Below are 22,709 nucleotides of genomic sequence, written 5' to 3'. Positions count from 1 at the left end.
GTGCTGTCCTCCCGGCCGCCGCCTGGCGACGTCGTCCTTGTCAGCGGCCGGTCGTGGTGCGGGGGTGGCAAAGGGGTCGGCGGAGATCCATCTCGACTGCGCCCACTGCGAGTTCGGCGTTGGGCGACTCGGGGTGCCAGAAGGCCAGCGGGTCGGACACCATCTGAGCGCGCAGGTGCGTCAGTGTTGTGCGGGTGATGCGCTCCAGGTCGTCGCCGGCCGGGTGTTCGCCCGGGCGCACGCCGACGGAGCAGCGCCGACCATGTCCAGCGAGGTCGCGTACAGCTCGTTCATCCGGTCGACCAGCGTCGCGAGCGTGAACCGCTTACGAGCTTGCCCGAACAGCCTTGCAGGGTCGGCACTTTGGTGGTCGCGTATACGCCCGCCAACTCGGGATGACCGTCCAGCGGCTCCTCTGTCCGCCTAAATGCTGAGAGCGCTCTCAATCCGCAGGGGAAGCGTGCCCGTCCCGTAGGTGATCCGTCAAGACTCGAACGCAGAGCGGCTGCGACCCGCCGCCAACAGTCTTCCAACTGCCTTCTGTGTCGCATCTATTGACGTCGAGGTTTCAACAGTCTTACGTTTCCGGCCAACTGAGAGCGCTCTCGAAATGTTCTGGACACCCCCGTGAGACCCCCTATCCGTCGTGACGACACGAGGTGCCCCTCCATGCCATCCCCCCGCAACAGACCAGCCGCAGTGCTGGTCCTGGCCGCTGCCCTGGCCGCCACCGGACTCGGTCCGGCGGCTACCCCGGCCGCCGCCGCCACGATCCCCGTCGGCGCCGGCAGCTACTCCGACACCCGCCCCGCCGGTACGGTCGGCCCCACGACCAACACCGGCACGCCGGTCACCCCCAAGGTGACGTCCGCCGCCCAGGGCAAGCCCGTGCCCACCAACGACTGGTGGTCCTCACTGGCCTTCCAGCGCTACGGCGACAACCCCCACTCGACCCCGATGTACGGCCACCCCCTCACCTACCAGGCCGTCTCCGGAGGCCTGCAGATCGGCTACCCGACCACTCCCGCGATCGTCGGCGAGGGCCGCCAGTACGAGTACGCCCACAAGGCCGATCTGACCCTCGGCCTCACCGGGCTCAACTCGCCCGACACCAAGGCCGATGCGTGGAGCGACTGGACCGTCACGCCCTACTGGTCCGACGGCACCCGCACCCTGCGCACCACCATCGGCCACGGCATGCCCTTCGTCTACGCCAAGGGCACCGGCGGCAACGCCCAGATCACCACGGCCTCCGCGCCCACCGTCTTCGCCGACCAGGGCAACGTCCTCGGCATCACGGTCGCCGGCCACCACTACGCCCTGTTCGCGCCCACCGGCAGCGACTGGAACGTCTCCGGCTCCGCCGTCACCGCGGGCCTGGGCGGCAAGGACTACTTCTCCGTCGCCGTCCTGCCCTCCACCGACGCGCTCGCCACCTTCCGCAAGTACGCCTTCAGTTTCGTCACCGGTTCCACCGTCGCCTGGAACTACAGCGGCGGCACCGTACGCGCGACGTACACCCTCACCACCGAGGCCAAGGAAGGCACCGAACGCGGCACGCTGCAGGCCCTCTACCGGCACCAGTGGCTCAACACCACGGACGCGCTCACCCCGTACACCTACGTCTCCCCGCGCGGCACCATGAAGGTGCGCGAGTCCGCCTCGTTCACCACCTCGCAGAAGGCCTCCCCGGTCCTGCCCGGCCTGCCCAAGACGAGCGGCGTGGATGCCACCCGGCTGCGCGGCTACCTCAACCACGTCGCGAACGCCTCCGACCCGTTCTCGGGCGCCGTCGACACGTACTGGACCGGCAAGGCACTCGGCAAGCTCGCCCAACTGGTGCCGCTGGCCGACCAGATCGGCGAGACCGCGATCCGCGACAGGCTCCTCGGTCTCATCAAGGGCCGTATGCAGGCGTGGTTCACCGCGGGCGGCGCCAACGAGTTCTCCTACGACCAGGCCTGGAAGACGCTCACCGGCTACCCCGCCTCCTACGGCAGCGACAGCGAGCTCAACGACCACCACTTCCACTACAGCTACTACGTCTACGCGGCCGCGATCGTCGCCCAGTACGATCCGGCCTGGGCCGCCGACTCCGCCTGGGGCGGCATGGTGAAGACCCTGATCCGCGACACCGCCAACCCCAGCCGCACCGACAGCGCCTACCCGTTCCTGCGCGGCTTCGACGTCTACGCCGGCCACAGCTGGGCCTCCGGCCACCAGGGCTTCGCCGCCGGGAACAACCAGGAGTCCTCGTCCGAGTCGATCAACCTCAGCGCGGCCCTCGTGCTGTGGGGCTCCGCCACCGGTGACCCGGCGCTGCGCGACCTCGGCAGCTACCTGCTCACCACCGAGGCGGAGGCCATCGCCCAGTACTGGTTCGACGCCGACGAACAGGTCTTCCCCTCCTCCTTCGGCCACGACACCGCCGGCATGGTGTGGGGCAGCGGCGCGGCCTACGCCACCTGGTGGACGGCCAACCCCGAGGAGATCCACGGCATCAACGTCCTGCCGGTGACCGGCGGTTCCCTGCACCTCGGTGGCGAAAAGGCGGCCATCCGGCGCAACCTGGCGGAGATGGAACGCGAGAACGGCGGCCCGGCCGTCGAATGGCGGGACATCCTCTGGGAGTTCCAGTCGTTCGCCGACCCGGCGGCGGCGAAAGCCAAGTGGGACGCGGGCCATGCCTCCTACACCCCGGAGGAGGGCGAGTCCAAGGCGCACACCTACCACTGGATCCAGACCCTGCACACGCTCGGCGCCCCCGACCCCGCCGTGACCGGTGACCTGCCCACCTCGGCCGTGTTCGCCAACGGCACGAACCGCACCTACGTCGCCCACAACCACGGCTCCAGCGCGCGCACGGTGACCTTCTCGGACGGCAAGACCCTGTCCGTGCCCGCCCGTTCGACCGCGACCGGCACCGGAACCGGCGGCAACCCCGACCCCGACCCCGATCCGCCGACCGGCAACACCTTCCAGCTGCGCTCCGGCGGCACGCTCACCACGGCCACCGGCGGCACGGCAGGCAGCGACACCATCGCGTCCGCCGGGGGCACCAACCACGACGGCACTCCGTACCAGCCGCTCGTCTACGAGGCCCGCGGCGTCAACGGCACCCTCACCGCGGGCGCGAGCACCGCATTCCGATTCCAGGTCGACGCGGGCACCACGGTGGGCCTCGGCCAGCAGGTGAGGATCAGCTACGACCTCACCGGCAACGGCTCCTTCGACCGCATGGAGACGTACAACTACTTCGCCACCGACCCGGTGGCCGGATGGGAGCAGTACGCCCAGACGCGCGGCCTGAAGTCGGCCACCGGAAGCCTCGGCAACCTGGCGAACGGCACGGTCCGCGTGGAGGTGTGGAGCGCCATTGGCAACGGCCCGGCCAAGCTCCAGACCGGCACGGACAACTCCGTGCTGGTGATCCCCTTCAGCTGACCCGCTGCACCCCTCACAGAGAGCGCGGTGGGCACCGGCAACCGAGCCGGTGCCCACCGCGCCCGTACGCGTAGGGGGACGCGCCCGGCGTCAGGCCGACGCCCGCCGCACCAGCGACGTCGGCGTGATGACGCAGGAAGGCGCGGGACTCCCGGCCTCGTCGAGCATCCGCATCAACAGCTTCACCATCAGCCGGCCCATGCCCTCGATGTCCTGGTGGACGGTAGTGAGCGCCGGCTCGGACAGCTCCACCACCGACGCCATGTCGTCGAACCCCACCACGGCCACGTCATCGGGGACCCGCACCCCCCGCTTCCGCAGCGTGCGCAGCGCCCCCAACGCCATCAGGTCGCTGGAGACGAACACCCCATCGACATCAGGGCGCCGCTCCAGCAACTCGGCCATGGCGAGGGCGCCGCCCTTCTCCGTGAAGTCGCCCTGGCACATCAGCGCCGGGTCGGCGTCGACGAGGACGTCGTGATAGCCGGCGACCCGGTCCAGGGCCGCCGTCAGGTCGGGCGGGCCGGCGATGTGCGCGATGTTGCGCCGCCCCAGGGAGACGAGGTGCTGGACCGCCTGACGGGCCCCGCCGCGGTTGTCGCAGTCGACGTATGGCACCGCAAGACTTCGGTCCACGACCGACCGGCCGCCGAACACGGTGGGAATGCGGGACTTGTCGATCAGCGCAGGCAACTCGTCGTCGTTGTGCACGGAGAAGGCGAGCGCCCCGTCGACATGGCCGCCGCCGAGATAGCGGGCGATCCGGTCATGATCACCACGACCCTCCACCCACAGCAGGACAAGCTGCGTGTCGTGCGCCGTGAGCTCGCGGCTGATGCCGCGCACCTGCTGCTCGAAGAACGGGTCGGAGAAGATCCGGAATTCCGGCTCCGCGATGATCACGGCCACCGCGCCGTTGCGCCGCGTGACGAGGGTGCGGGCCGCGTGATTCGGTACGTAGCCGAGTTCTTCGACCGCCTGGCGCACCTTGTCGACCAGTGGGGCGCGCACCCCCGCACCCCCGTTGACCACACGGGACGCGGTAGCCCGGGAGACGCCCGCGCGGGCTGCGACGGCTTCCAGAGTGGGGCGGGACCCCATGATCGGCTCGGGCAAGGCGGGCACTCCCTCGTCTGGGGCACGTTCGGTCTGCGGCGAAGCGGGGCGGTCAGGATATCGACAGCCGACGGACGCGTGAGAGCGCTCACAAGCGGGGTGGGTGAGGGTGGGTGGAGGGCGAGCACGTCGCGGGGCAGCGGTTCGGCACTCCCACACCCGTTTTCGCATATCGGGTGAAACGCGACGGTCGGTGCGTGAACGCGGGTGTGCCCACGATGGAGCCGGTCCGGGTGAGGCGGTTCGCAGTCGCGTAGGACGTGACGGCACCATGCGGTCGCGGCCACCGGCCGGGCGTCCTGCGCCGGTGACCGCCGGGGCGCAGGCTTGAAGCGCCACGACGGTCACGCCGATCCCGGGTCAGCTTTCAGCAGCAGCAGTCGCAGCAGCTCTCGCCACCGCAGCAGCCGTCTCCCGAATCGCCACCGGAACCACCGGATCCCCGGCCGCCCCCACCCGACCCGCCGGAGGACCCGCCCGAGTTGCCGCCGCCCCGTCCACCGGACCAGCCGTCACCGCCGGAGTCGTCCCGACGAGAGGTCCCCTTGCCTTCGAACTGCCAGGCATCCGCGGCCTCCTCTGCGGCATCCTCCAGATCGCAGGTGCAGCAGCTGTGGCACAAGCCGCAATCGCGGCACAACTCGCGCCACTGATCGCACCGCCGACACTGCCCGTCCGCAGGCCGGCCCGACGCCATCCCGGCGCCTTCCGGCCCCGCGCCGGTGAGCGCCCCGACGCCGCAGGCGGCGCCCGTGTCAGCCTCCGCGGGCGGCTGGGTCGCGGTACGGCGGCCCAGCCAGGGAAGCACACGCGGGCCCCGTGCCTCGTGGTGGTGCCGGTGGTGACGATGCCGCGAGTCGAAGACGCGCTCGACGGCACGTTCCAGCTCGCCACCCAGCAGCGCCCGCGCCAGCCGCCCGTCGATGAACTCGGCGTCGGACAAGGCGAGTCGGATCCCGTGGACGGCGTCGTCGCAGAGCCGACGCACCTCCGTGCGGTCCGCGCCGGTCACGGCGATCGGGTTCCATGCCCCGGCCGACTCGTCCGCGGCCAGGTCCTCCACCGCGTCGAGCAGATGCGCCAACCGACCGAACAGGCGGCCGGCCTCCGCGAGCGGCTCAATGTTGCCGGGGCGGCCGGCGAGTACCGCGGTGTGCACGAAGGCGGCGGCAGTTGCCGTCTCCGTCGGTTCCGTGACCGTCAGGAGCGAGTCGCCCGAGCCGGTCAGCCGCTCTATCTCCGACTGCCGTTCGACCGCGGCGATGAGGACCGCCGTGTCGAAGCCGAGCCGTTCGCCGCCCACGGCACCCGCACGGTCCCAGCCCTGGGCGATCCGGCGCGCCGCCAGCGTCACGGGGCGGCGGCCCAACAGACCGTCGCCGTCGGCCACATGGTCACGTACTTTCGCCGCGGCCAGCACCAGCGACACCGTCGCCGCCAGCCGGGCGCCCTCACCCTGCGCCACGTCCGCCGACCGCATCCCGCGCAGCGGACACGGGCCGACGCCTCGCCGCCAGTCGCCGGTGCGCTCCGACTGCGCCTCGGTCAGCACCGAGACGATCAGTCCGTCGTAGTTGGTGGCCACCCGTGCGAACTGCCCGTACTCGCCGCGCAGCGCCAGGCACAGCCCGCACAGATGCGCCATCCACTCAGTACGCATGCCCTCGCCCAGGCGATGACGGCATGGCCTGATGATTCCGAACATTGAAGCTCCCCCGTAGTCACTGCTGTCAGTCGCAGCCGGACGGGCAGAGCCGCCCATGAGCACGACCACGCGCACCGCAGGACCGCCCACCACCCGATGGGCGCCATGCTAGAGCCTGTCCTACAGGCGTTTGTCCTGTCATGTCGCCGCGGTCGGTTGGACGGAGGAGGCTCAAGGCGGTCTTCTGCCTGTAGCCGGGTCGGTCGGCGCTGTGCCGCCTGTCAGCCCTTGAGGGCCCTTGCCAGGGAGCGTCGCAATCTGTTCGGTGGGCCCTCGGATCCGGCGACGCGGCGTATCCTGCGCCCGTGAAACTGCGCTTCGAGATACGCCAATCCGACTCGCCGTGGGTCGACACCGTGTGGACCTGCACGAGCGAGCAGGTCACGGCGATGACGTCGGTGGCGGGGGTGCGCTGGGGCTTGGTGTTCTGGGAGCAGGAAGGCCAGGCGTACGCGGCCATCACCGGTCCCGAGACTCGGACCGGCACGGCATCGGTGCCCCAGGGCGCGAAGTTCACGGGCATCGAGTTCGCCGTGGGCACCTCGCTGCGGGCCGTGCCCATGGCAACGCTGGTCGACGGCGGCCTAGAGCTCCCCGACACCACGCGCCGGGCGTTCCGCCTGGACGGCGCGCGCTGGGAGACGCCCGGCCCCGACGACGCCGAGGCCCTGGTCGAGCGTCTCGTCCGGGCGGGGATCGTGGTCCGCGACCCGCTCATCGCCGAGGTGCTGCGAGGCCACCACCCTGCTGTCTCGGAGCGCACGGTCGAACGCCGGTTCCGTGCCGCGACCGGGCTGACGCGCGGCGCCGTCCGGCAGATCGAACGCGCCCGCACCGCGGCCGAGTTGCTGGCGGCCGGCAGCGCGGCCGCCGATGTCGTCACCAAGTTGGACTACTTCGACGAGCCGCACCTGGCCCGGGCGCTGCGCTCCTACGTAGGGCGCACCACCAAGCAGCTGCGTGAGGGCGCCGGTGGCGCGATCGCCCTCGATACGGATCAGCGCTTGACGTCGTAGACCAGCTTCAAGATCCCGTTCGAGTAGCTCTGCGACTCCCGCAGCGTCAGCATCTGCTTGGCGCGGTCGGCTCGGCCGAACACGCTCTTCCCGGCGCCGAGCAGCACGGGGAAGACGAGCAGGTTGTACTGGTCGATCAGGCCCGCGTCCGACAGCCGCCGGGCCAGCTCGGCGCTGCCGTGGATGAAGATCGCGCCGCCCTCGCTCTTCTTGAGTGCGGCGATGTCCTCGGTCGAGCGCAGGATCGTCGTCGGTCCCCACCCGTCGACGAGGGCGTCGTCGGACAGCGTGGACGACACCACGAACTTGGGCAGCTCCTTGTAGGCGGCGTGGTCCTCCGAGTCGGGCCAGACCTGCGCGAACGCCTCGTAGCTGCGGCGCCCGAACATCAGCGCCGTCGTGTCGGCGAGTTCCTCGCCCTTCAGCGACCAGGCTTCGGGGACGAACTCCAGGTCGTTGACGACCCAGCCGCCGCTGCGGTGGCCCTCCTCCGTCCCGCCGGGCGAGTCCACGACGCCGTCGAGCGACATGAAGCCGGTGTAGACCAGGTCACGCATGGTGCTGTCTCCTCAAGATCGGGCGAGCTGATGGGTTCAAGCTAGTGCGCGGCCGTGTCGGCTGTCTTGGACGGAAACGACAGCGAGGTCGGATCGCGGACCGGAGAGCTGCCGCGGACCCACCTGGGCGATGCGGCCGGCTACTGCATCAGCTCGGTGTGGGGATGGTGCAGCGCCGCCGGACAGATGGAGAGCTGCTGCTTGTAACCGCTGCCGATCCGGACCGCGTGTGAGCAGCGGGTCCATCTCGGTGCCGCAGGCCTGACAGAGCCGGGGGACCGGGTCGGTGTAGCCCCACTGGGGCCAGCCGCCGACCTTCCAGCCGGGGGAGACGGACAGGTGGCTGTCGTAGAAAGACTCTGGGTGGGAGGTGTAGGCGTCGTCGACCCCGGATCCGGCCGCCTGCCACCTGCTCCAGTCGCCCAGTTGCTCGCGCAGCTCCGTGCTCAACTCCATGGGGTTGGGGTATTCGGTCACCTGCTCCGGCGCGAGCACGCATGGCTCGGGCACGTAGACGTCGAGTTCTACTACGGGCGGTTCCGGCGGTGAGGTGAGGATGTCGGTGACATCGGCCGTGGACCGCCAGGAGAGTGCGGTCCTGGGCATGTAGCTCTCCGGAGGGTGGTCGAAGGGACACCACAGCACCTGGAGCACATCGGCGCCGGATTGGCCGGGCGGGCGCAGCAGGGGGATGTCCCGCACGTACAACTGGGCCACGGGCAGCATGGGGACCGGGCCGTCGGGCCACTGGATGTCCTCGTCGATCTGCTCCAGGAGCGCCTGCTCCTCCGGCGCGTGCTGGGCGGCGCGCGGATCGCCGTCCGTGGTCATCGCCACCCTCGCCTGGTGTCGCCGTCGCAGCCGTACCTCCGCCAGCAGGTCGGACGCTTCGGTGTGCGGGACGTCGCAATGCGGCCACGGCTCGTCGGTGGGCCACAGCAATGGCCCACCGATCGAACTGTCCTGCGGTGAGGGTGCGCCCGGCCGGGGGTGCAACCGGATCGCCGTGCGTGCCAGAGGGGCCAGTTGAGGAAAGACCGCGCGCACGTCGACCGGCCGCGGCGGGGTGGTACGGGTGGCGTTCCTGGCGGTGATGTTGCCAGGAGCCTCTGACAACGAGGGTTTGGTCCCCCATCTGACAACAGGCGCCGCCCTCGTCACTGTTCGAGGTGGATTACCTCCCTGTCGAACGCGCAGAAATCTATCGTGGCGGGAGTAGACATTGGCCTGCCGTCTGGTTATGGTTTCTCTCGTAACCCAGAGAGACAGCAAGGCCTGGCAGAGATGAACTGCCGGCAGCAGTACCCGCAGTTGCAGTACGCAGGACGGTGCGGTGGTGGAGTTCCGAAGCCAGGGCTGTGCAGGACGGTGACGGGACTGACGACCGGACCGGGTGGCCCGCAGTGATCAGGGGCCGCCGTGAGCAGTACCCCGCAGTGAAGTCAGTGAGCAGTACCTCGGTGAAGGCGTTGGCTGCGGACGCGCGCACCGGGAGCAGTTCGCATCACCAGCAGTACGCAGTACCCCGTATGTGCAAGTGATTGACCCGAGGAAGAACGGAGGAGCAAGACACCATCAGGATCGCCCGGGCGGAACTGCTGAGCCCGGGTACCGCAGGACATCGATAGTGAGGTGGTCTCCGGTCAAGCAACCGCGATCCCCGCGTCCCCGACAGCAGTTCGGTCGGGTCGGCGGAAGAAGAAGGCCGGCGCAGTACCAAGGCCGGCGGATGGTGTAGCAGTTCCTTCGGGGTCCGGGTGCCGGTATCGGCACCCGGACCCCTCGACGCGTTCCATAAAAAGAGCAAAGAGGTGCAATGACAGCAGACGCCACCCTCGACCGTCTTGATGACGACGACTATCCCGCCTACACCATGGGCCGGGCAGCCGACCTGCTCGGCACCACCCAGAGCTTCCTCCGTGCCATCGGCGAGCACCGCCTCATCACCCCGCTGCGCTCCGCCGGCGGCCACCGCCGCTACTCCCGCTACCAACTGCGCCTCGCCGCCCGCGCCCGCGAACTCGTCGACCAGGGCACGCCCATCGAGGCCGCCTGCCGCATCGTGATTCTCGAAGACCAGCTCGAGGAAGCCCAGCGCATCAACGCCGAATACCGCCGCGCCGCTCACTCTACGAATCCGAGGGCCGCTGTCTGAGAGCTGGGACCTCCCGCGCCTCCGCGTCTGCCGGGGTGTTGAACATGGCCGATCGGACAGCGGATCTGCCAGTACGGACGAGACCGCCCCGCCCCGGCGACGCTCCCTCAGTGGCTTGACGTGACGATCGCGGCGGGGTGCCCGTAGCAGCCTCCGTGGCCGCGCGCCGTTCAGCTGCCTGCCGTACCACCGCCAGTGCCACGCGCACTGCCCCCGGGATGCCCGTCCCGGGAAGTGCCCCTGGGGCACCACGCGTTCGCGGTCCACCCCCAGAGCTGCCCGCTTCAGCCGCAGTGCCTGCCCGACAGGGGCGCCGTAGCGGGGCCAGCGGTCAGGGGCCAAGGGGCCTGAGGGAACTGGATCGGGGCGAGGGGCGAAAGAGAGGTGAAAGCCCAAGCCTTCGAAGCATTCCCAAGATGAGAGGAGCCCCGATGACCGTCGAACCAGGCGTCCGCACGGGGGCGGAGAGCGATGCCTTGGTCATTGCGCGGTCCCGGGATGAGCCCGAGGCATTCGCCGTGCTCTTCGACCGGCACGCGGATGCGGTACACCGTTACCTGGCCCGTCGGCTCGGCAACGAGCCGGCCGACGACCTCATGGCGGACACCTTCACCACTGCGTTCCAGCAGCGGCACCGGTACGACCCCGCGCGCGCCACGGGCGACGACGCCCGGCCCTGGCTGTTCGGCATAGCGACCAACCTGGTCGGCCGGCACCGGCGCGCCGAGGCCCGCCGGTTCAAGACCCTGGCCCGCGTCTCGGCTCCCGCCGACCACGAGGAGCCGCTGGCCGACCGGGCCGCGGCCCGGGTAGGGGCACAGGCCGTACGCCGTGAACTGGCGGCGGCCCTGGCCGCGCTGCCCGCGCGGCACCGGGACGTACTGCTGCTGGTGGCGTGGGGCGGTCTCGGCTACGAGGAGGTGGCCCAGGCCCTCGGTGTGCCCATCGGCACGGTCAGATCACGGCTGCACCGGGCTCGCAGCAAACTGCGCGAAGCGTTGGGCGGATCCGATCCCACCATCTTGCGAGAGGCATCCGGCGATGAGTGACGAACTTGAACTCCTGCGGGACTGGAACGCGGACGCGGCCCCGCTCACCGAAGAGGCCCGGGCGCAGGCCCGCCACCGACTGCTCAACACGATGACGCGCACGCAGCGGCACCCTGACACCGCACCCGGCCGCCGCCATGTGCTGCGCCTCGCGGCAGCCGCGGTGGTCACCGTGGCGGTTACGGGCACGGCGGTACTGATCGCCCCGGACGGCGCCGACGAGGGCGGCCGCACCGATCACCCGGGCTCGAACGCCCCGCGGATGCGCAACGCCGGCGCCGTGACGGTGCTCAACGGGGCAGCAGCGCTGGCGAGCAGGCATGAGAAGCCTGTGGCGCCGCGCGATGACCAGTTCATCTACTCGAAGCGCGTCATCCAGGAGACGGAGCAGCAGACCGGTGCGGTCAAGTCGTATGTGGACGTGAACTGGGACTCGGTGGACGGTTCCCAGCGATCCTTGACCATGGAGCTCGGCCGGGTGATCTGGGAGGAGCCCATGGGGAAGAACGAGGGCGTGTGGCCGCCTCGGGAATGGAGCGCGCTGAAGAAGCTGCCCACTGACCCCGAGCAGCTCATCCAGGGCATCATCGCCGTCGGCACGTCCGACAAGCCGATCGACGAATTCACCGCCTGGGACTGGTACGACGCCTACTTCATGCTCGGCGAGCTGTTGAAGTGGCCGGTGCTGCCCGAGGGCCTGCGTCCGGCCGCGTACGCGGCGCTGGCCCTGGTGCCAGGGGTCAAGGCCACCCCGCGGATGAAGGACTCCGCCGGGCGCCGCGGGGTGGGGATCTCCTACCCTGACGGCCCGTCCGAGAAGGGCAAGTACCTCATCTTCGACCCGGAGTCCTATGAGTTCCTGGGCTTCCGCGCCGAGCGGACCTCGCGTTCGGGGAAGAAGACGTACGTCCAGCTGTCGCACGTGGTGGACTGGGCGATCGTCGACCGCTTGAGGCAGCGCCCTTAGCTCTGCCTCAAGCCAGCAGAGATACCGAACTGCAAGTGGCGTGCTAACTGGCCATCCGCTGCTCCGTGATCGCCAGGTACTCGCGCAATGTCTGACGGGACTGGACGAGCGTGTCGATCTGCTCGTCCAGTCCGGTGATGCGTGCCCGCAGCAGGTGCAGGGTCTCCGGGCAGGGCTTCAGATCGGGGGCCGCGCCGGTGACGCACGGCTGGAGGTACCCGATTTCCTGGGTCGACAGCCCGGCGTCGAGCAGTTTCCTGATCTGGGTCACGGTCAGCACGGCGTCCTCGCCGTACTCGCGGTAGCCGTTGTCGGCGCGGTCGGGCACCAGCAGGCCCTGCGCCTCGTAGTACCGCAGTTGGTGCGAGTTCACTCCGGTCCGCCGGCTCAGCTCCCCGATCAGCATGCGCGTTCCCCCTTGACCTTCATACCGGTGTGAAGGTTGACGATTGTGCCACCGATCAGCGAAGGAGCACATGATGCGCACTGGCACACCCGTCACGGTTCTGGGTCTCGGGCTGATGGGCGGCGCCCTCGCCGGGGCGTTCTTGCGCGCGGGGCACCCGACGACCGTGTGGAACCGCACGGCGGCCAAGGCCGACGACCTCGTGGCTCGGGGCGCGGTGCTCGCCGAGTCCCCGGCGGCCGCGATTGCGTCCGCCCCGCTCGTGGTGGTCTGCGTGTCGGACTACGACGCCGTGGCGGACGTCCTCGATGGACCGCTCGACGGTCGGGTCGTGGTGAACCTGACCTCGGGCACGCCCTCGCGCGCCAGAGCACTCGCCCAGGAGGTGGCGCGCCGCGGCGGCGGTTATCTCGACGGCGGGATCATGGCCGTCCCGGAGGCCGTCGGCACGGCCGACGCCGTGCTCGCCTACAGCGGGCCGCGACCGCTGTACGACGCTCACGAGTCAACCCTGGGCAGTCTGGGTACGGGCCTCCACCTCGGCGACGACCCCGGACTGTCGGCCACGCACGAGATGGCCACGCTCGTCCTCATGTGGGGCATGCTCGACGGATTCCTCAACGCCGCCGCGATACTCGGCACGACCGGTGTGTCCGCCACGGCGTATCTCCCCATCGCGCAGACGGCGATCGACACGGTGGCCGGCTGGCTGCCGGGTTACGCGCGGCAGGCCGACAGCGGCGTCTACCCGGCCGACGACGGCACCATCGACACCCACCTGACGGCGATGGCGCAGGTGGTCCAGGAGAGCGAGTCGCTCGGCGTCAACGCCGAACTGCCGAGGCTCGTCAAAGCGCTGGCCGAGCGAGCGGCGGCCGCCGGTCACGGCGCCAGCGGATACGTGGCGCTGGTGGAGCAGTTCCGCAAGCCGTGAGTCGTGCGGTGGTGGCCGGGTCACTCACCTTCACGAGTAACCCACCACGCCTCCCGGAGTGACGTGAGTCACACCGCGAAAGCCTAGTGCACACTAAGTGTTGGGATTCATCATCGAGCGCACGGCTGAAACGTTTCTGTCGTGTTGCGGCCACATGGCCTTTCCCTCGACGGCGCTGCCCTCACCACCCCCACCTGCGCCCGGCTGATCCCTGAAAGGAGCGGACTCGTGACACCGACGTCAGCGAGCCCCTCGCTCGATGCAGCACCCGCCCCGCATGGCCAGAAGTGGACCCCGCGACTGGTGGGCGTCCTGATCGCCCTCATCTGGCCCACGCAGTTGCTGGTGACGGTGGGCATCCTCGGCTCCAACGCCACCGCCGACGTGGCACAGAGCTTCCACACGACGCAGGTGGCCTGGTTCTCCCTCATCGTGACGCTGGTCTCCGCCCTGCTGAGCCCGTTCGTCATCAAGCTGGGCGACCTGTACGGCAAGAAGCGGATCATGCTCGGCATGATCGCCCTCGGCGTCGTGGGAGACGTCATCGCCGCAACCGCGGGCAGCTTCGAGATGGTGCTGGTCGGCCGCGGCCTGGCCGCTTGCTACGGCCCCTTCCCGGCACTCGCCTTTCCCGCGGTGCGCGACATCTTCCCCGGTCGGTTGGTCAAGTCCGCCAGCGGCATCCTGGGCAGCAGCCTCGGCCTGGTCGCCCTCGGCTCGCCCTTCCTGGCCGGCTGGCTGATCGACGACTGGGGCTACAAGGGCGCCATGTGGTTCCTGGCCGGGGCCACCGCCGTCTCCTTCGTCCTCGTGGCGACGCTCGTGCCCGAGACCCCCAAGCACGCCTTCGAATCCGGCTTCGACTGGCTCGGTGGCATCGTCCTCGGCAGCGGCCTGGCCATCCTTGTCTACGCCGTCGGACAGGGGCAGTCCTGGGGCTGGGACAGCGCCAAGACCCTGGCCTGGCTCGCGGCCGGAGTTGCCGCCCTGGCCGGCTTCCTCCTCGTGGAACGGGCGAGCAGCCACCCCATCCTCGACCTGGGGGTCCTGCGCCGCCGCTCGGTCGCGGCGACCGTCGTCTCCGGCGCCCTCGCCCAGGCGGCCGCCTACACCGCCCCCGTCGTTGCCATCCTGCTGGCGCTCTATCCGCACATCCCCGGCGTCTCGGCCGGCTTCGGCTGGACCGCCCAGCACAGCGCCACGGTCGGCGTCACCTGGAATCTGCTGCTGTTCGTCACCGGCCTGGTCGCGAGCCGCTTCCTGCGCGGGGTGGACACCCGCCTGATCTGGTGGGCGGGAGTCGCGATCATGGGCCTCGGCTACCTGCTGGCGGGCCTCTACCACGACGGCGCGGTCCAGCTGACGTGGACGATGTGCGTGGCCAGCCTGGGCAGCGGCCTGGTCGTCGCCGCCGCGCCGGTACTGGTCGTCGGTGCGGTCTCCCCGGACGAGCAGGGCCTGGGCAGCGGCATGCTCACCATGCTCACCCACGTCTTCGGCGCGATGTTCGGCGCCGCGATGTTCGCCGCCCTCGCCTCCGACAGCACGGTCCTCGAGGGCACCGCCTTCTACGGCGACAGCGGCTACACCTCGGCCTTCTGGGTCGGCGCCCTGTTCAGTGCGCTGGCCCTCGCCATCGGCCTGCTGATCCCCCCGCTGCGCGAACCCGAGGAGGAGGCCGAAGAGGCACCCTCCGCGGTCTGACGCACCCCTCCTGGTCCGGCCCGGCCACACCCCCGTGTGCGCCGGGCCTTGAGAAAGGCACCGATGTCGCACCACCACTGGACCGCCCAGGTCATCAGCCCCCGCCCGCCCGAGGAGACCCCGTCCGCCGACGAGGCGGCCCGCCCGGCCGCCCTGCTTCGGGGCGAGTTCGCCGTACGGCCAGGCGTGCGAGCGGCCCGGCTGACGGTCACCGCGCTGGGCGTCTACGAGCTGGAGCTCAATGGCAGCGTGGTCGGCGACCACGTCCTGGCCCCGGGCTGGACCAGCTACCGCCACCGCCACCGCTTCCACTCCTTCGACGTGACCGGGCTGCTGCGCACCGGCACGAACGCCTGGGGCGCCCACCTCGCGGACGGCTGGTACCGGGGCCGGCTCGGCTTCAACGGCGGCACCCGCGACATCTACGGCCCGGACACCGGCCTCCTCGCCGAACTGCGCGTGGAGTACGCCGACGGCACGACCCAGACCGTCACCACCGGCCCCGACTGGCGCGCCTGTTACGGCCCGGTGCTCTCCGCCGGCCTGTACGAGGGCGAGCACCACGACGCGCGCCGCGAACAGCCCGGCTGGAGCGAGCCCGGTTTCGACGACCGCGCCTGGCACCCGGTGCGCGTCCTCGACTTCGACACCACCGTCCTCTTCCCCGCCGACAGCCCGCCCGTGCGCCGCGTCGAGACCGTCCGGCCCGTCGCGGTCACCGCGCTGCCCGGCGGTCGCGCGCTGCTGGACTTCGGACAGAACCTCGTCGGGCGCCTGCGCATCCGGGTGCGCGGCGAGGCCGGCCGCACGGTCACCCTGCGCCACGCCGAAGTCCTCGATCAGGATGGCGAGTTGTGCGTCCGGCCGCTGCGCACCGCCGCCGCCACCGACCGGTACACCCTGCGCGGCGGCACGGACGCGGAGGAGTGGGAGCCGCGCTTCACCTTCCACGGCTTCCGCTACGCCGAAATCGACGGCTGGCCCGGCCCGGTGACACCCGACGACGTCACCGCCGTAGTCCTCCACAGCGACCTGCGCCGCACCGGCTGGTTCTCCTGCTCCGACCCTGCCCTGCAGCGGCTGCACGAGAACGTCGTATGGGGCATGCGCGGCAACTTCCTCGACGTACCCACCGACTGCCCGCAGCGCGACGAGCGCCTCGGCTGGACCGGAGACGTGCAGGTCTTCGCCCCCACGGCCGCGTTCCTGTACGACGTGCGCGCCTTCCTGCGGTCCTGGCTGCGCGACCTGGCCGCCGACCAGAGCGAGGACGAGCACGGCATTCCACCGGTGTTCACCCCCGCCATCCCGGTCATCGCCGACGTCCCGCTGCCGCCCGGCAACCCGCCGATGGCCGGCTGGTGCGACGCCGCCGTCATCGTGCCCTGGGTGCTGTACGAGCGGTACGCCGACACCGACGCACTGCGCGAGCAGTACCCCTCGATGCGGGCGTGGGTCGACGCCGTCGAGGAGATCGCCGGGCCGGACCGGATCTGGGGCGAGGGCTTCCAGTTCGGTGACTGGCTGGACCCCACGGCCCCTCCCGAGGCCCCGGGGAAGGCCGTGACCTCCTCCGCCCTGGTCGCCACCGCCTACTTCGCCCGCTCCGCCCGCCTGCTCGCCCGCAGCGCCGAAGTCCTCGGCGACCTCGACGACGCGCTGCGCTACGACACCCTCGCCGACGCGGTGCGCGACGCCTTCCGCGGCCGCTTCCACGCGGCAGGCGGTCGGCTGACCGAGGAGACGCAGACCGCGTACGCGCTGGCCCTCAGCTTCGGCCTGCTGGAGGAACCGGCCGAGCAGGCCGCCGCCGGTGACCGGCTCGCCGCCCTGGTCGCCGCACGCGGCCACCGCATCGGCACCGGCTTCCTCGGCACCCCGCTCGTGTGCGACGCGCTCACCGCCACCGGGCACCTGGACACGGCGTACCGGCTGCTGCTGGAGCGGTCCTGCCCGTCCTGGCTCTACCAGGTGGACATGGGCGCCACGACCGTCTGGGAACGCTGGGACAGCATGCTGCCCGACGGGCACGTCAACCCCGGTGAGATGACCTCGTTCAACCACTACGCGCTGGGCGCGGTCGCCGACTTCATCCACCGCACGGTCGCCGGACTCGCCCCGGCCGCGCCCGGCTACCGGCGCCTGCTGGTCCGGCCCCGTCCCGGCGGCGGCCTGACCTGGGCGAAGGCCGCACACGACACGCCGTACGGCCGCGCCGAGGTGTTCTGGCGCATCGCCGGGCCCTCCCTGCACGCCGATGTCCTGGTGCCGCCCGGCACCACCGCCGAGGTCCACCTGCCGGGCGCCGAGCCCGTCGAGGCCGGACCGGGCCGCCACAGCTTCTGCATCCCCCACCCCATCCCCGCAGCCGCCGAGGAGCAGCAGTGACCCACCCGTACCAGGACCCCGCCCGCGGCGTGCAGGAGCGCGTCGCGGACCTGCTGCCCCGCATGACGGTGGAGGAGAAGGCCGGGCTGGTCTTCCACCACGTGATCGGCCCCGGCCCGCAGGCCGCGCCGGCCGGGCGCACCGCCGAGCAGATGCTCTCCGAGAGCCGGATGACGCACTTCAACGTCCTGGGCGCCGCTTCCCCCCGCGAGATGGCCGCCTTCCACAACCGGCTCCAGGAACGGGCCGCCCACACCCGGCTGGGCATCCCGGTCACCCTCTCCACCGACCCGCGGCACGCGTTCACCGACAACCCGGGCACCGCGATGATGGCCGGGCCCTTCTCCCAGTGGCCCGAGACGCTCGGCCTGGCGGCCGTCGGCGACGCCGACCTGGTGCGCCGGTACGCGGACACCGTACGCCGCGAGTACGTGGCCGTGGGCCTGCGCGTCGCGCTGCACCCGCAGATCGACCTGGCCACCGAGCCGCGCTGGGCCCGCATCTCCGGCACGTTCGGCGAGGACGCCGACCTGACGTCCCGCCTGGTCGCCGCGTACATCGAGGGCCTGCGCGGACCGGGCGGCGGTCTCGGTCACGACAGCGTCGCCGCGATGGTCAAGCACTTCCCGGGCGGCGGCCCGCAGAAGGACGGCGAGGACCCGCACTTCCCCTACGGCAAGGAGCAGGTGTACCCGGGCGGTTTCTTCGACTACCACCTCAAGCCGTTCGAGGCGGCCATCGCCACCGGGGCGACGCAGGTGATGCCGTACTACGGCAAGCCCGTCGGCACCGGCCACGAGGAGGTCGGCTTCGGCTTCAACAAGGACATCATCACCGGACTGCTGCGCGACAAGCTCGGTTTCGACGGCATCGTCTGCACCGACTGGGGCCTGGTGACCGACCAACTCGTCATGGGCGAACCGCACTTGGCCCGCGCCTGGGGCGTGGAGGACCTGACCCCGGCCGAACGCGTCCTGCGGATCTTCCACGCGGGCGCCGACCAGATCGGCGGCGAATCCTGCTCCGAGCTGGTCGCCGACCTCGTCCGGCACGGACAGCTCGCGGAGTCCCGCCTGGACGCCTCAGCCGCCCGGCTGCTCGCCGAGAAGTTCCGCCTCGGCCTGTTCGACGAGCGGCGCTACGTCGACGTGGACGCGGCCGAGGCCGTCGTCGGCCGCACCGACTTCCGCGCCGCCGGGGAGGCAGCCCAGCGCTCCGGCCTCACGCTGCTCAAGAACGGCGACGCCCTGCTGCCGCTGACCGGGACCCCGCGCCTGTACGTCGAAGGCGTCGACCCGGCCGTGGCCGCCGAGTACGCCTCACTCGTCGCCGACCCCGCCGACGCCGACCTCGCGGTGCTGCGGCTGGCCACCCCGCACGAGCCGCGCCCCGGTCTGTTCGAGTCCTTCTTCCACGCGGGGCGGCTCGACTTCGACGAGGACCGGCTGAAGGAGATCCTCACGCTGCTGGACACGGTGCCCACCGTCGTCGCCGTCCACCTGGAGCGGCCGGCCGTCATCCCGGAGATCGCCGACCGCTGCGCGGCGTTGCTCGCCGCGTTCGGCGCGGGCGACCGGGCGCTGCTGGACGTACTGTTCGGCCGGGCCGAGCCCGTGGGGCGGCTGCCGTTCCAGCTGCCGCGGTCGATGGCAGAGGTCAGGGCCGGCCGGCCGGATGTGCCGCAGGAGAGCCGCGACCCGCTGTTCGCCTTCGGGCACGGCTTGCGTTACGCACCGCGGGAGTGAACCGGGGGTGTAGCTTGGCCCCGGCCTGCTCACAGCCCCTTGCCGTCGGCCGAGATGGTCCGCAGCAGGTGGTCCAGATGTGAACGCGCGACCCCGGCGAGGTCGAAGGCACGGCCGCTGGCCAGCCACTGCAACCGCAGCCCCGCGTCGACGGCCGCGCACTCCCGCGCGATCGCCTCGTGGTCGAGATCGGGCTTGAGCTCACCGGACTCGCTCGCCGCGCGCAGCCGGTCGGTGAGCTCCCGGACTCCCTTCTCCTGCCACTCGGAGAAGAAGTCGTGCGCGGGGTGGCCCTCCGCGGTGGCCTCGGCGGCGAGCACCACGGACAGTTCGATGATGCCGGGCATGCGCAGCGCCTCCTCCATGTCCTCGACATGGCACCGGAAGGCGTCCCGTACGGAGCCGGTCACCCGCAGCCACCGTTCGTCCATCTGGTGGTGCCAGTACTCGACGACTGCCTGGAGCAACTGCTGCTTGCCCCCGAAGTGATGCAGCAACCCCGCGTCGGTGAGACCGGCGTCCCGCGCAACGCGGGCGAGCGAGGTGTTGTGGTAGCCGTCCTGGCCGAACCGCCGCATGGCCGCTTCCAGGATCTGCGGCCGCCTCGCCTGCCCCGCCGCGTACGAGCCACGCGGCCCTCTAGGTGTCCCCATGAGACAACCGTAATGGGCCACGTGTCCGGCTCACGATCAGCCCCGCGTCGGAAGGCGGACACCGCCCGGATCACGACGCACCGTCACGCAATGGTGCTGGAGTGTGACACGGGCGGTGTGGGTGTGCCTGTACAGCGGCCCCATCGTGGCTACCGGAGCAGGACTTCCTCGCTCATCAGATTCCACACCGTCCTGCTCCGTACCCTCCCTCGCCGGGATCGGGACTTGCGCTTACACGCCTATCGCTCCGTCGATCCGCTCCCGAAGCAGGTCGGCGTGGCCGTTGTGTCGCGCGTACTCCTCCACCATGTGTATGAGCACCCAGCGCAGCGAGACAGTGCCGCGCCACTCGTCGCTGCCCTCGACGTCGAGGTCAGGTGCTTCGGCGACGAAGTGGTCGGCGAAGGTCACTTCCGAGCGCCACGCCTCCCACGCCGCCGCGATGACCGCGGGGTCGGACACTGCACCGTCGAAGTCCCCGTCAGGGTCCGCCTTCGACGAGAAGAGAGGTGCTGCGTCCTCTCCGGCCAGCACCTTCCGGAACCATCGGCGTTCCACATCCGCGAGGTGCCGGACCAGACCGAGCAAAGAGAGCGTGGACGGCTCGACGGCCCGCAGTGACAACTCCTCTTCCAGGCCGGCGCACTTCAGCTCCAGAGTCGCACGCTGTGCCTGGAGAATGCCGACGAGCATCTGCCGCTCGTCGCCGGTCGCAGGGCCGCTGAAGCGGGGGTCATCGTCGTTGCCCGTGAAGAATTCGGCTCGCCTGGTCACGTTGGTCATTCCCTCCATCATCCTCTGCACTCCTCGGTTCGGAGGAGATCGATACCCTGGTCGTCCTGGCCAGGTCGTCGGTCGTCAACACAAGGAAAGAACATGGGCATTCGTCTTGGCGGCATCGTCGTCGACGCTGTGGACCTCGATCGTCTGGCCCGGTTCTGGAGTGGGTTGCTCGATCTGGAGGTGACCCGTCGTGAGGAGGACTGGATCAGTCTCGGCCCTGGCTTTGCCCTCCAGCGCGTCCCCGAGTCGAAGACGGCGAAGAACCGCGTCCACGTGGACCTGGTCGCCGATGATTTCCCTGAGGCCGTCGCCCGTGCCGCGGCGCTGGGAGCCACGGCGGTCGGAGAGATGCACGAGGACCTGTGGCAAGTCTGGCAGGACCCTGAAGGCAACGAATTCTGTCTCTGCGTCTCCTGACCCGCGGTGCCCTGCGAGCAGGGCCGGGGCCACGGTGGCAGGCTGGCTAGGCGGCACGGACGCGCAACCGCCGGTGCGGGCTCAGTCCCAGCACCAAGGTGCAGCCGTAGACGAGCACGACCATTCCCGGCCCCAGGTGCAACTCATCAGTCAGCACTCCCGTATCGCCGCACACGGCTGGCACTCACCACGCAGCCGCCTCACGGGCAGCATGTCAGGGCCACCGCACTCTGTCGCGGCAATTTGCCCTCAGGCCAAGCACGGACGGGGCGTGAAGGCTCGTAGTAAGTCCGCGACTACCGCTCGAACAGGCTGGGGGCAGTACCGCGCCAGTCAGGGGCAGCAGGTCATGCGCGCCTTCCGGTTGGGTCTCCGTGGGTACGGGATGTACCGGGCGGGCGGTGCCGTGGCTGCGACCACCGTCCGCCCGGAGTCTCAGGGGCGCGCCACGAGTGCGGCGTGTTCGGGATGGTCGTGGTCGCAGGTGTCGTCGATGCCGTAGGTGTCCCATGCGGGGAACGGATCGTCGGTCGGGAGGCTCTCGCCGTCCGCCATCAGGCAGTCGGTGAGCGCCGATCGGAGCACCTCGGCGTGCAGGTGTGTGCCGATGAAGACGAGCTCCTGGCCTGCCGGACTGTCGGTGTCACGGGCGGCGGAGGGCTCGAAGCGGGCGACGGAGCCGGCCTGCGACCACAGCCCCGTCACATGCGGCCGGCTGGCCAGGGTGAAGAACCCCTTGGAGCGCAGGATCTGCCCGTACGCGCCGCTGTCCATCTCCGCGGTCACGAACTGCCACAAACGCCCGGGGTGGAAGGGCAGTTCGGAGCGGAAGACGGTGGAGGAGATGCCGTATTCCTCGGTCTCCGGGACGTGGTCGCCATTGAGTTCCATGACCCAGCCGGGGGCCTGCTGGGCGCGTTCGAGATCAAACAGCCGGGTTCCGAGTACTTCCTTGAGCTCCACCTGACCGTGCACGGCGGGCACGATCCGGGCCGCCGGGTTGAGGCGGGTGAGCGTGGCCGTCAGGCGCTCGGCGGCGGTGTCGTCGACCAGGTCGAGTTTGTTGAGCACGATGACGTCGGCGAACTCGATCTGGTCCATCAACAGATCGCTGACGGTGCGTTCGTCGTCCTCGTACTGGTCGAGGCCGCGCTCGATGAGCTCATCGCCGCTGGCCAGTTCGGGCAGGAAGTTGGCGGCGTCGACGACCGTGACCATGGTGTCCAGGCACGCGAGGTCACCGAGGGTGGCACCGTCGTCGCGGGCGAAGGCGAAGGTGGCCGCGACCGGCATGGGCTCGGAGATGCCGCTGGACTCGATGAGGAGGTAGTCGAACCGTCCTTCCCGGGCCAGCCGCTCCACTTCCTCCAGCAGGTCGTCGCGGAGCGTGCAGCAGATGCACCCGTTGGTCATCTCGACCAGGCGCTCCTCGGTCCGCGACAGCGCCGCCTCACCGCCGCGCACGAGCGCCGCGTCGATGTTGACCTCACTCATGTCATTGACGATGACCGCGACGCGCAGCCCTTCACGGTTACCGAGCACGTGGTTGAGCAGCGTGGTCTTCCCCGCGCCGAGGAACCCGGACAGAACGGTCACCGGCAGCCGGTCGTGCGTCATCCTGGGCTCCTCTCAGTCTTGGGGACGGCCATGGTGCTCCCTCTTCGGGGGTG

The 22,709-nt window shown here is 70.5% G+C and carries 18 protein-coding genes and 1 pseudogene; 10 read left to right on the top strand and 9 right to left on the bottom strand.

The features are described 5' to 3' along the window. Nucleotides 1-130 precede the first annotated feature (130 nt). Nucleotides 131-374: pseudogene (locus ACWD11_RS23810) on the bottom strand (hypothetical protein); the annotation flags it as partial. Nucleotides 375-669: 295 nt separating this feature from the next. On the opposite strand from ACWD11_RS23810, the gene ACWD11_RS23805 reads away from it, so the two are divergent. After that, entirely contained in the window at nt 670-3,444 is a 2,775-nt protein-coding gene (locus ACWD11_RS23805) for a glycosyl hydrolase (protein ID WP_451285331.1), read from the top strand. Nucleotides 3,445-3,534: 90 nt separating this feature from the next. Here ACWD11_RS23805 and ACWD11_RS23800 read toward each other — a convergent pair whose 3' ends face one another. Further along, nucleotides 3,535-4,560 (bottom strand): LacI family DNA-binding transcriptional regulator, encoded by a 1,026-nt coding sequence (locus ACWD11_RS23800; protein WP_451285329.1) that lies wholly within the window; start codon nt 4,558-4,560, stop codon nt 3,535-3,537. A 367-nt stretch (nt 4,561-4,927) separates the two neighbouring features. Further along, nucleotides 4,928-6,265: a DUF5685 family protein gene (locus ACWD11_RS23795; protein ID WP_451285328.1), complete on the bottom strand. Its 1,338-nt coding sequence runs from the start codon at nt 6,263-6,265 to the stop codon at nt 4,928-4,930. A 305-nt stretch (nt 6,266-6,570) separates the two neighbouring features. Between ACWD11_RS23795 and ACWD11_RS23790 the strand changes: the two genes are divergently transcribed. Then, nucleotides 6,571-7,281: a helix-turn-helix domain-containing protein gene (locus ACWD11_RS23790; RefSeq protein WP_451285326.1), complete on the top strand. Its 711-nt coding sequence runs from the start codon at nt 6,571-6,573 to the stop codon at nt 7,279-7,281. Here ACWD11_RS23790 and ACWD11_RS23785 read toward each other — a convergent pair. After that, nucleotides 7,263-7,838: a dihydrofolate reductase family protein gene (locus ACWD11_RS23785; RefSeq protein ID WP_451285324.1), complete on the bottom strand. Its 576-nt coding sequence runs from the start codon at nt 7,836-7,838 to the stop codon at nt 7,263-7,265. The two genes, ACWD11_RS23790 and ACWD11_RS23785, sit on opposite strands and share 19 nt — an antisense overlap. Before the next feature lie 36 nt (nt 7,839-7,874). After that, nucleotides 7,875-8,669: a hypothetical protein gene (locus tag ACWD11_RS23780; protein WP_451285322.1), complete on the bottom strand. Its 795-nt coding sequence runs from the start codon at nt 8,667-8,669 to the stop codon at nt 7,875-7,877. Between the two features lie 985 nt (nt 8,670-9,654). Here ACWD11_RS23780 and ACWD11_RS23775 point away from each other — a divergent pair. The 3 genes from ACWD11_RS23775 to ACWD11_RS23765 all read left to right on the top strand — a co-directional run bounded on the left by ACWD11_RS23775 (nt 9,655) and on the right by ACWD11_RS23765 (nt 12,009). Then, complete coding sequence (locus ACWD11_RS23775; RefSeq protein WP_389420410.1) at nt 9,655-9,993, top strand: MerR family transcriptional regulator; 339 nt, start codon at nt 9,655-9,657, stop codon at nt 9,991-9,993. 431 nt (nt 9,994-10,424) lie between these two features. Further along, a complete protein-coding gene (locus tag ACWD11_RS23770) occupies nt 10,425-11,042 on the top strand; it encodes an RNA polymerase sigma factor (protein WP_451285320.1) in 618 nt (205 codons plus the stop codon). Further along, nucleotides 11,035-12,009: a CU044_5270 family protein gene (locus tag ACWD11_RS23765; RefSeq protein WP_451285318.1), complete on the top strand. Its 975-nt coding sequence runs from the start codon at nt 11,035-11,037 to the stop codon at nt 12,007-12,009. Before ACWD11_RS23770 ends, ACWD11_RS23765 begins: the two co-directional genes overlap by 8 nt. A 43-nt stretch (nt 12,010-12,052) precedes the next feature. Here ACWD11_RS23765 and ACWD11_RS23760 read toward each other — a convergent pair whose 3' ends face one another. Next, the gene (locus ACWD11_RS23760) at nt 12,053-12,415 is read right to left on the bottom strand and encodes a MerR family transcriptional regulator (RefSeq protein WP_451285316.1); all 363 of its coding nucleotides are present in this window, start codon (nt 12,413-12,415) and stop codon (nt 12,053-12,055) included. Nucleotides 12,416-12,485: 70 nt separating this feature from the next. Between ACWD11_RS23760 and ACWD11_RS23755 the strand changes: the two genes are divergently transcribed. The 4 genes from ACWD11_RS23755 to ACWD11_RS23740 all read left to right on the top strand — a co-directional run bounded on the left by ACWD11_RS23755 (nt 12,486) and on the right by ACWD11_RS23740 (nt 19,186). Continuing rightward, entirely contained in the window at nt 12,486-13,349 is an 864-nt protein-coding gene (locus ACWD11_RS23755) for an NAD(P)-dependent oxidoreductase (protein WP_451285314.1), read from the top strand. Between the two features lie 228 nt (nt 13,350-13,577). Then, the gene (locus ACWD11_RS23750) at nt 13,578-15,053 is read left to right on the top strand and encodes an MFS transporter (RefSeq protein WP_451285312.1); all 1,476 of its coding nucleotides are present in this window, start codon (nt 13,578-13,580) and stop codon (nt 15,051-15,053) included. A 63-nt stretch (nt 15,054-15,116) separates the two neighbouring features. Then, on the top strand, nt 15,117-17,441 hold the full coding sequence (locus ACWD11_RS23745; protein ID WP_451285310.1) for a family 78 glycoside hydrolase catalytic domain: 2,325 nt from the start codon (nt 15,117-15,119) through the stop codon (nt 17,439-17,441). After that, nucleotides 17,438-19,186 (top strand): glycoside hydrolase family 3 protein, encoded by a 1,749-nt coding sequence (locus ACWD11_RS23740; RefSeq protein WP_451285309.1) that lies wholly within the window; start codon nt 17,438-17,440, stop codon nt 19,184-19,186. The genes ACWD11_RS23745 and ACWD11_RS23740 overlap by 4 nt, the downstream gene beginning before the upstream one ends. A gap of 29 nt (nt 19,187-19,215) precedes the next feature. Here the strand turns inward: ACWD11_RS23740 and ACWD11_RS23735 are convergent, their stop codons facing one another. Both ACWD11_RS23735 and ACWD11_RS23730 read right to left on the bottom strand, forming a co-directional pair. Continuing rightward, a complete protein-coding gene (locus tag ACWD11_RS23735) occupies nt 19,216-19,839 on the bottom strand; it encodes a TetR/AcrR family transcriptional regulator (protein ID WP_389420418.1) in 624 nt (207 codons plus the stop codon). A gap of 231 nt (nt 19,840-20,070) precedes the next feature. After that, nucleotides 20,071-20,622 carry a DinB family protein gene (locus ACWD11_RS23730; RefSeq protein WP_389420419.1) on the bottom strand — a complete coding sequence of 184 codons (552 nt, stop codon included), beginning with the start codon at nt 20,620-20,622 and terminating at the stop codon, nt 20,071-20,073. Between the two features lie 93 nt (nt 20,623-20,715). On the opposite strand from ACWD11_RS23730, the gene ACWD11_RS23725 reads away from it, so the two are divergent. Continuing rightward, complete coding sequence (locus ACWD11_RS23725; RefSeq protein ID WP_389420420.1) at nt 20,716-21,039, top strand: VOC family protein; 324 nt, start codon at nt 20,716-20,718, stop codon at nt 21,037-21,039. Between the two features lie 435 nt (nt 21,040-21,474). Here ACWD11_RS23725 and ACWD11_RS23720 read toward each other — a convergent pair whose 3' ends face one another. Then, nucleotides 21,475-22,656, bottom strand: coding sequence for a GTP-binding protein (locus tag ACWD11_RS23720; protein ID WP_451285306.1), 1,182 nt, complete (start codon nt 22,654-22,656; stop codon nt 21,475-21,477). Nucleotides 22,657-22,709 lie beyond the last annotated feature (53 nt).

It is taken from the genome of Streptomyces sp. NPDC002776 (assembly GCF_053592195.1).
The sequence above is the reverse complement of the archived record's forward strand: the minus strand, read 5'-3'. Positions and strand labels throughout refer to the sequence as shown.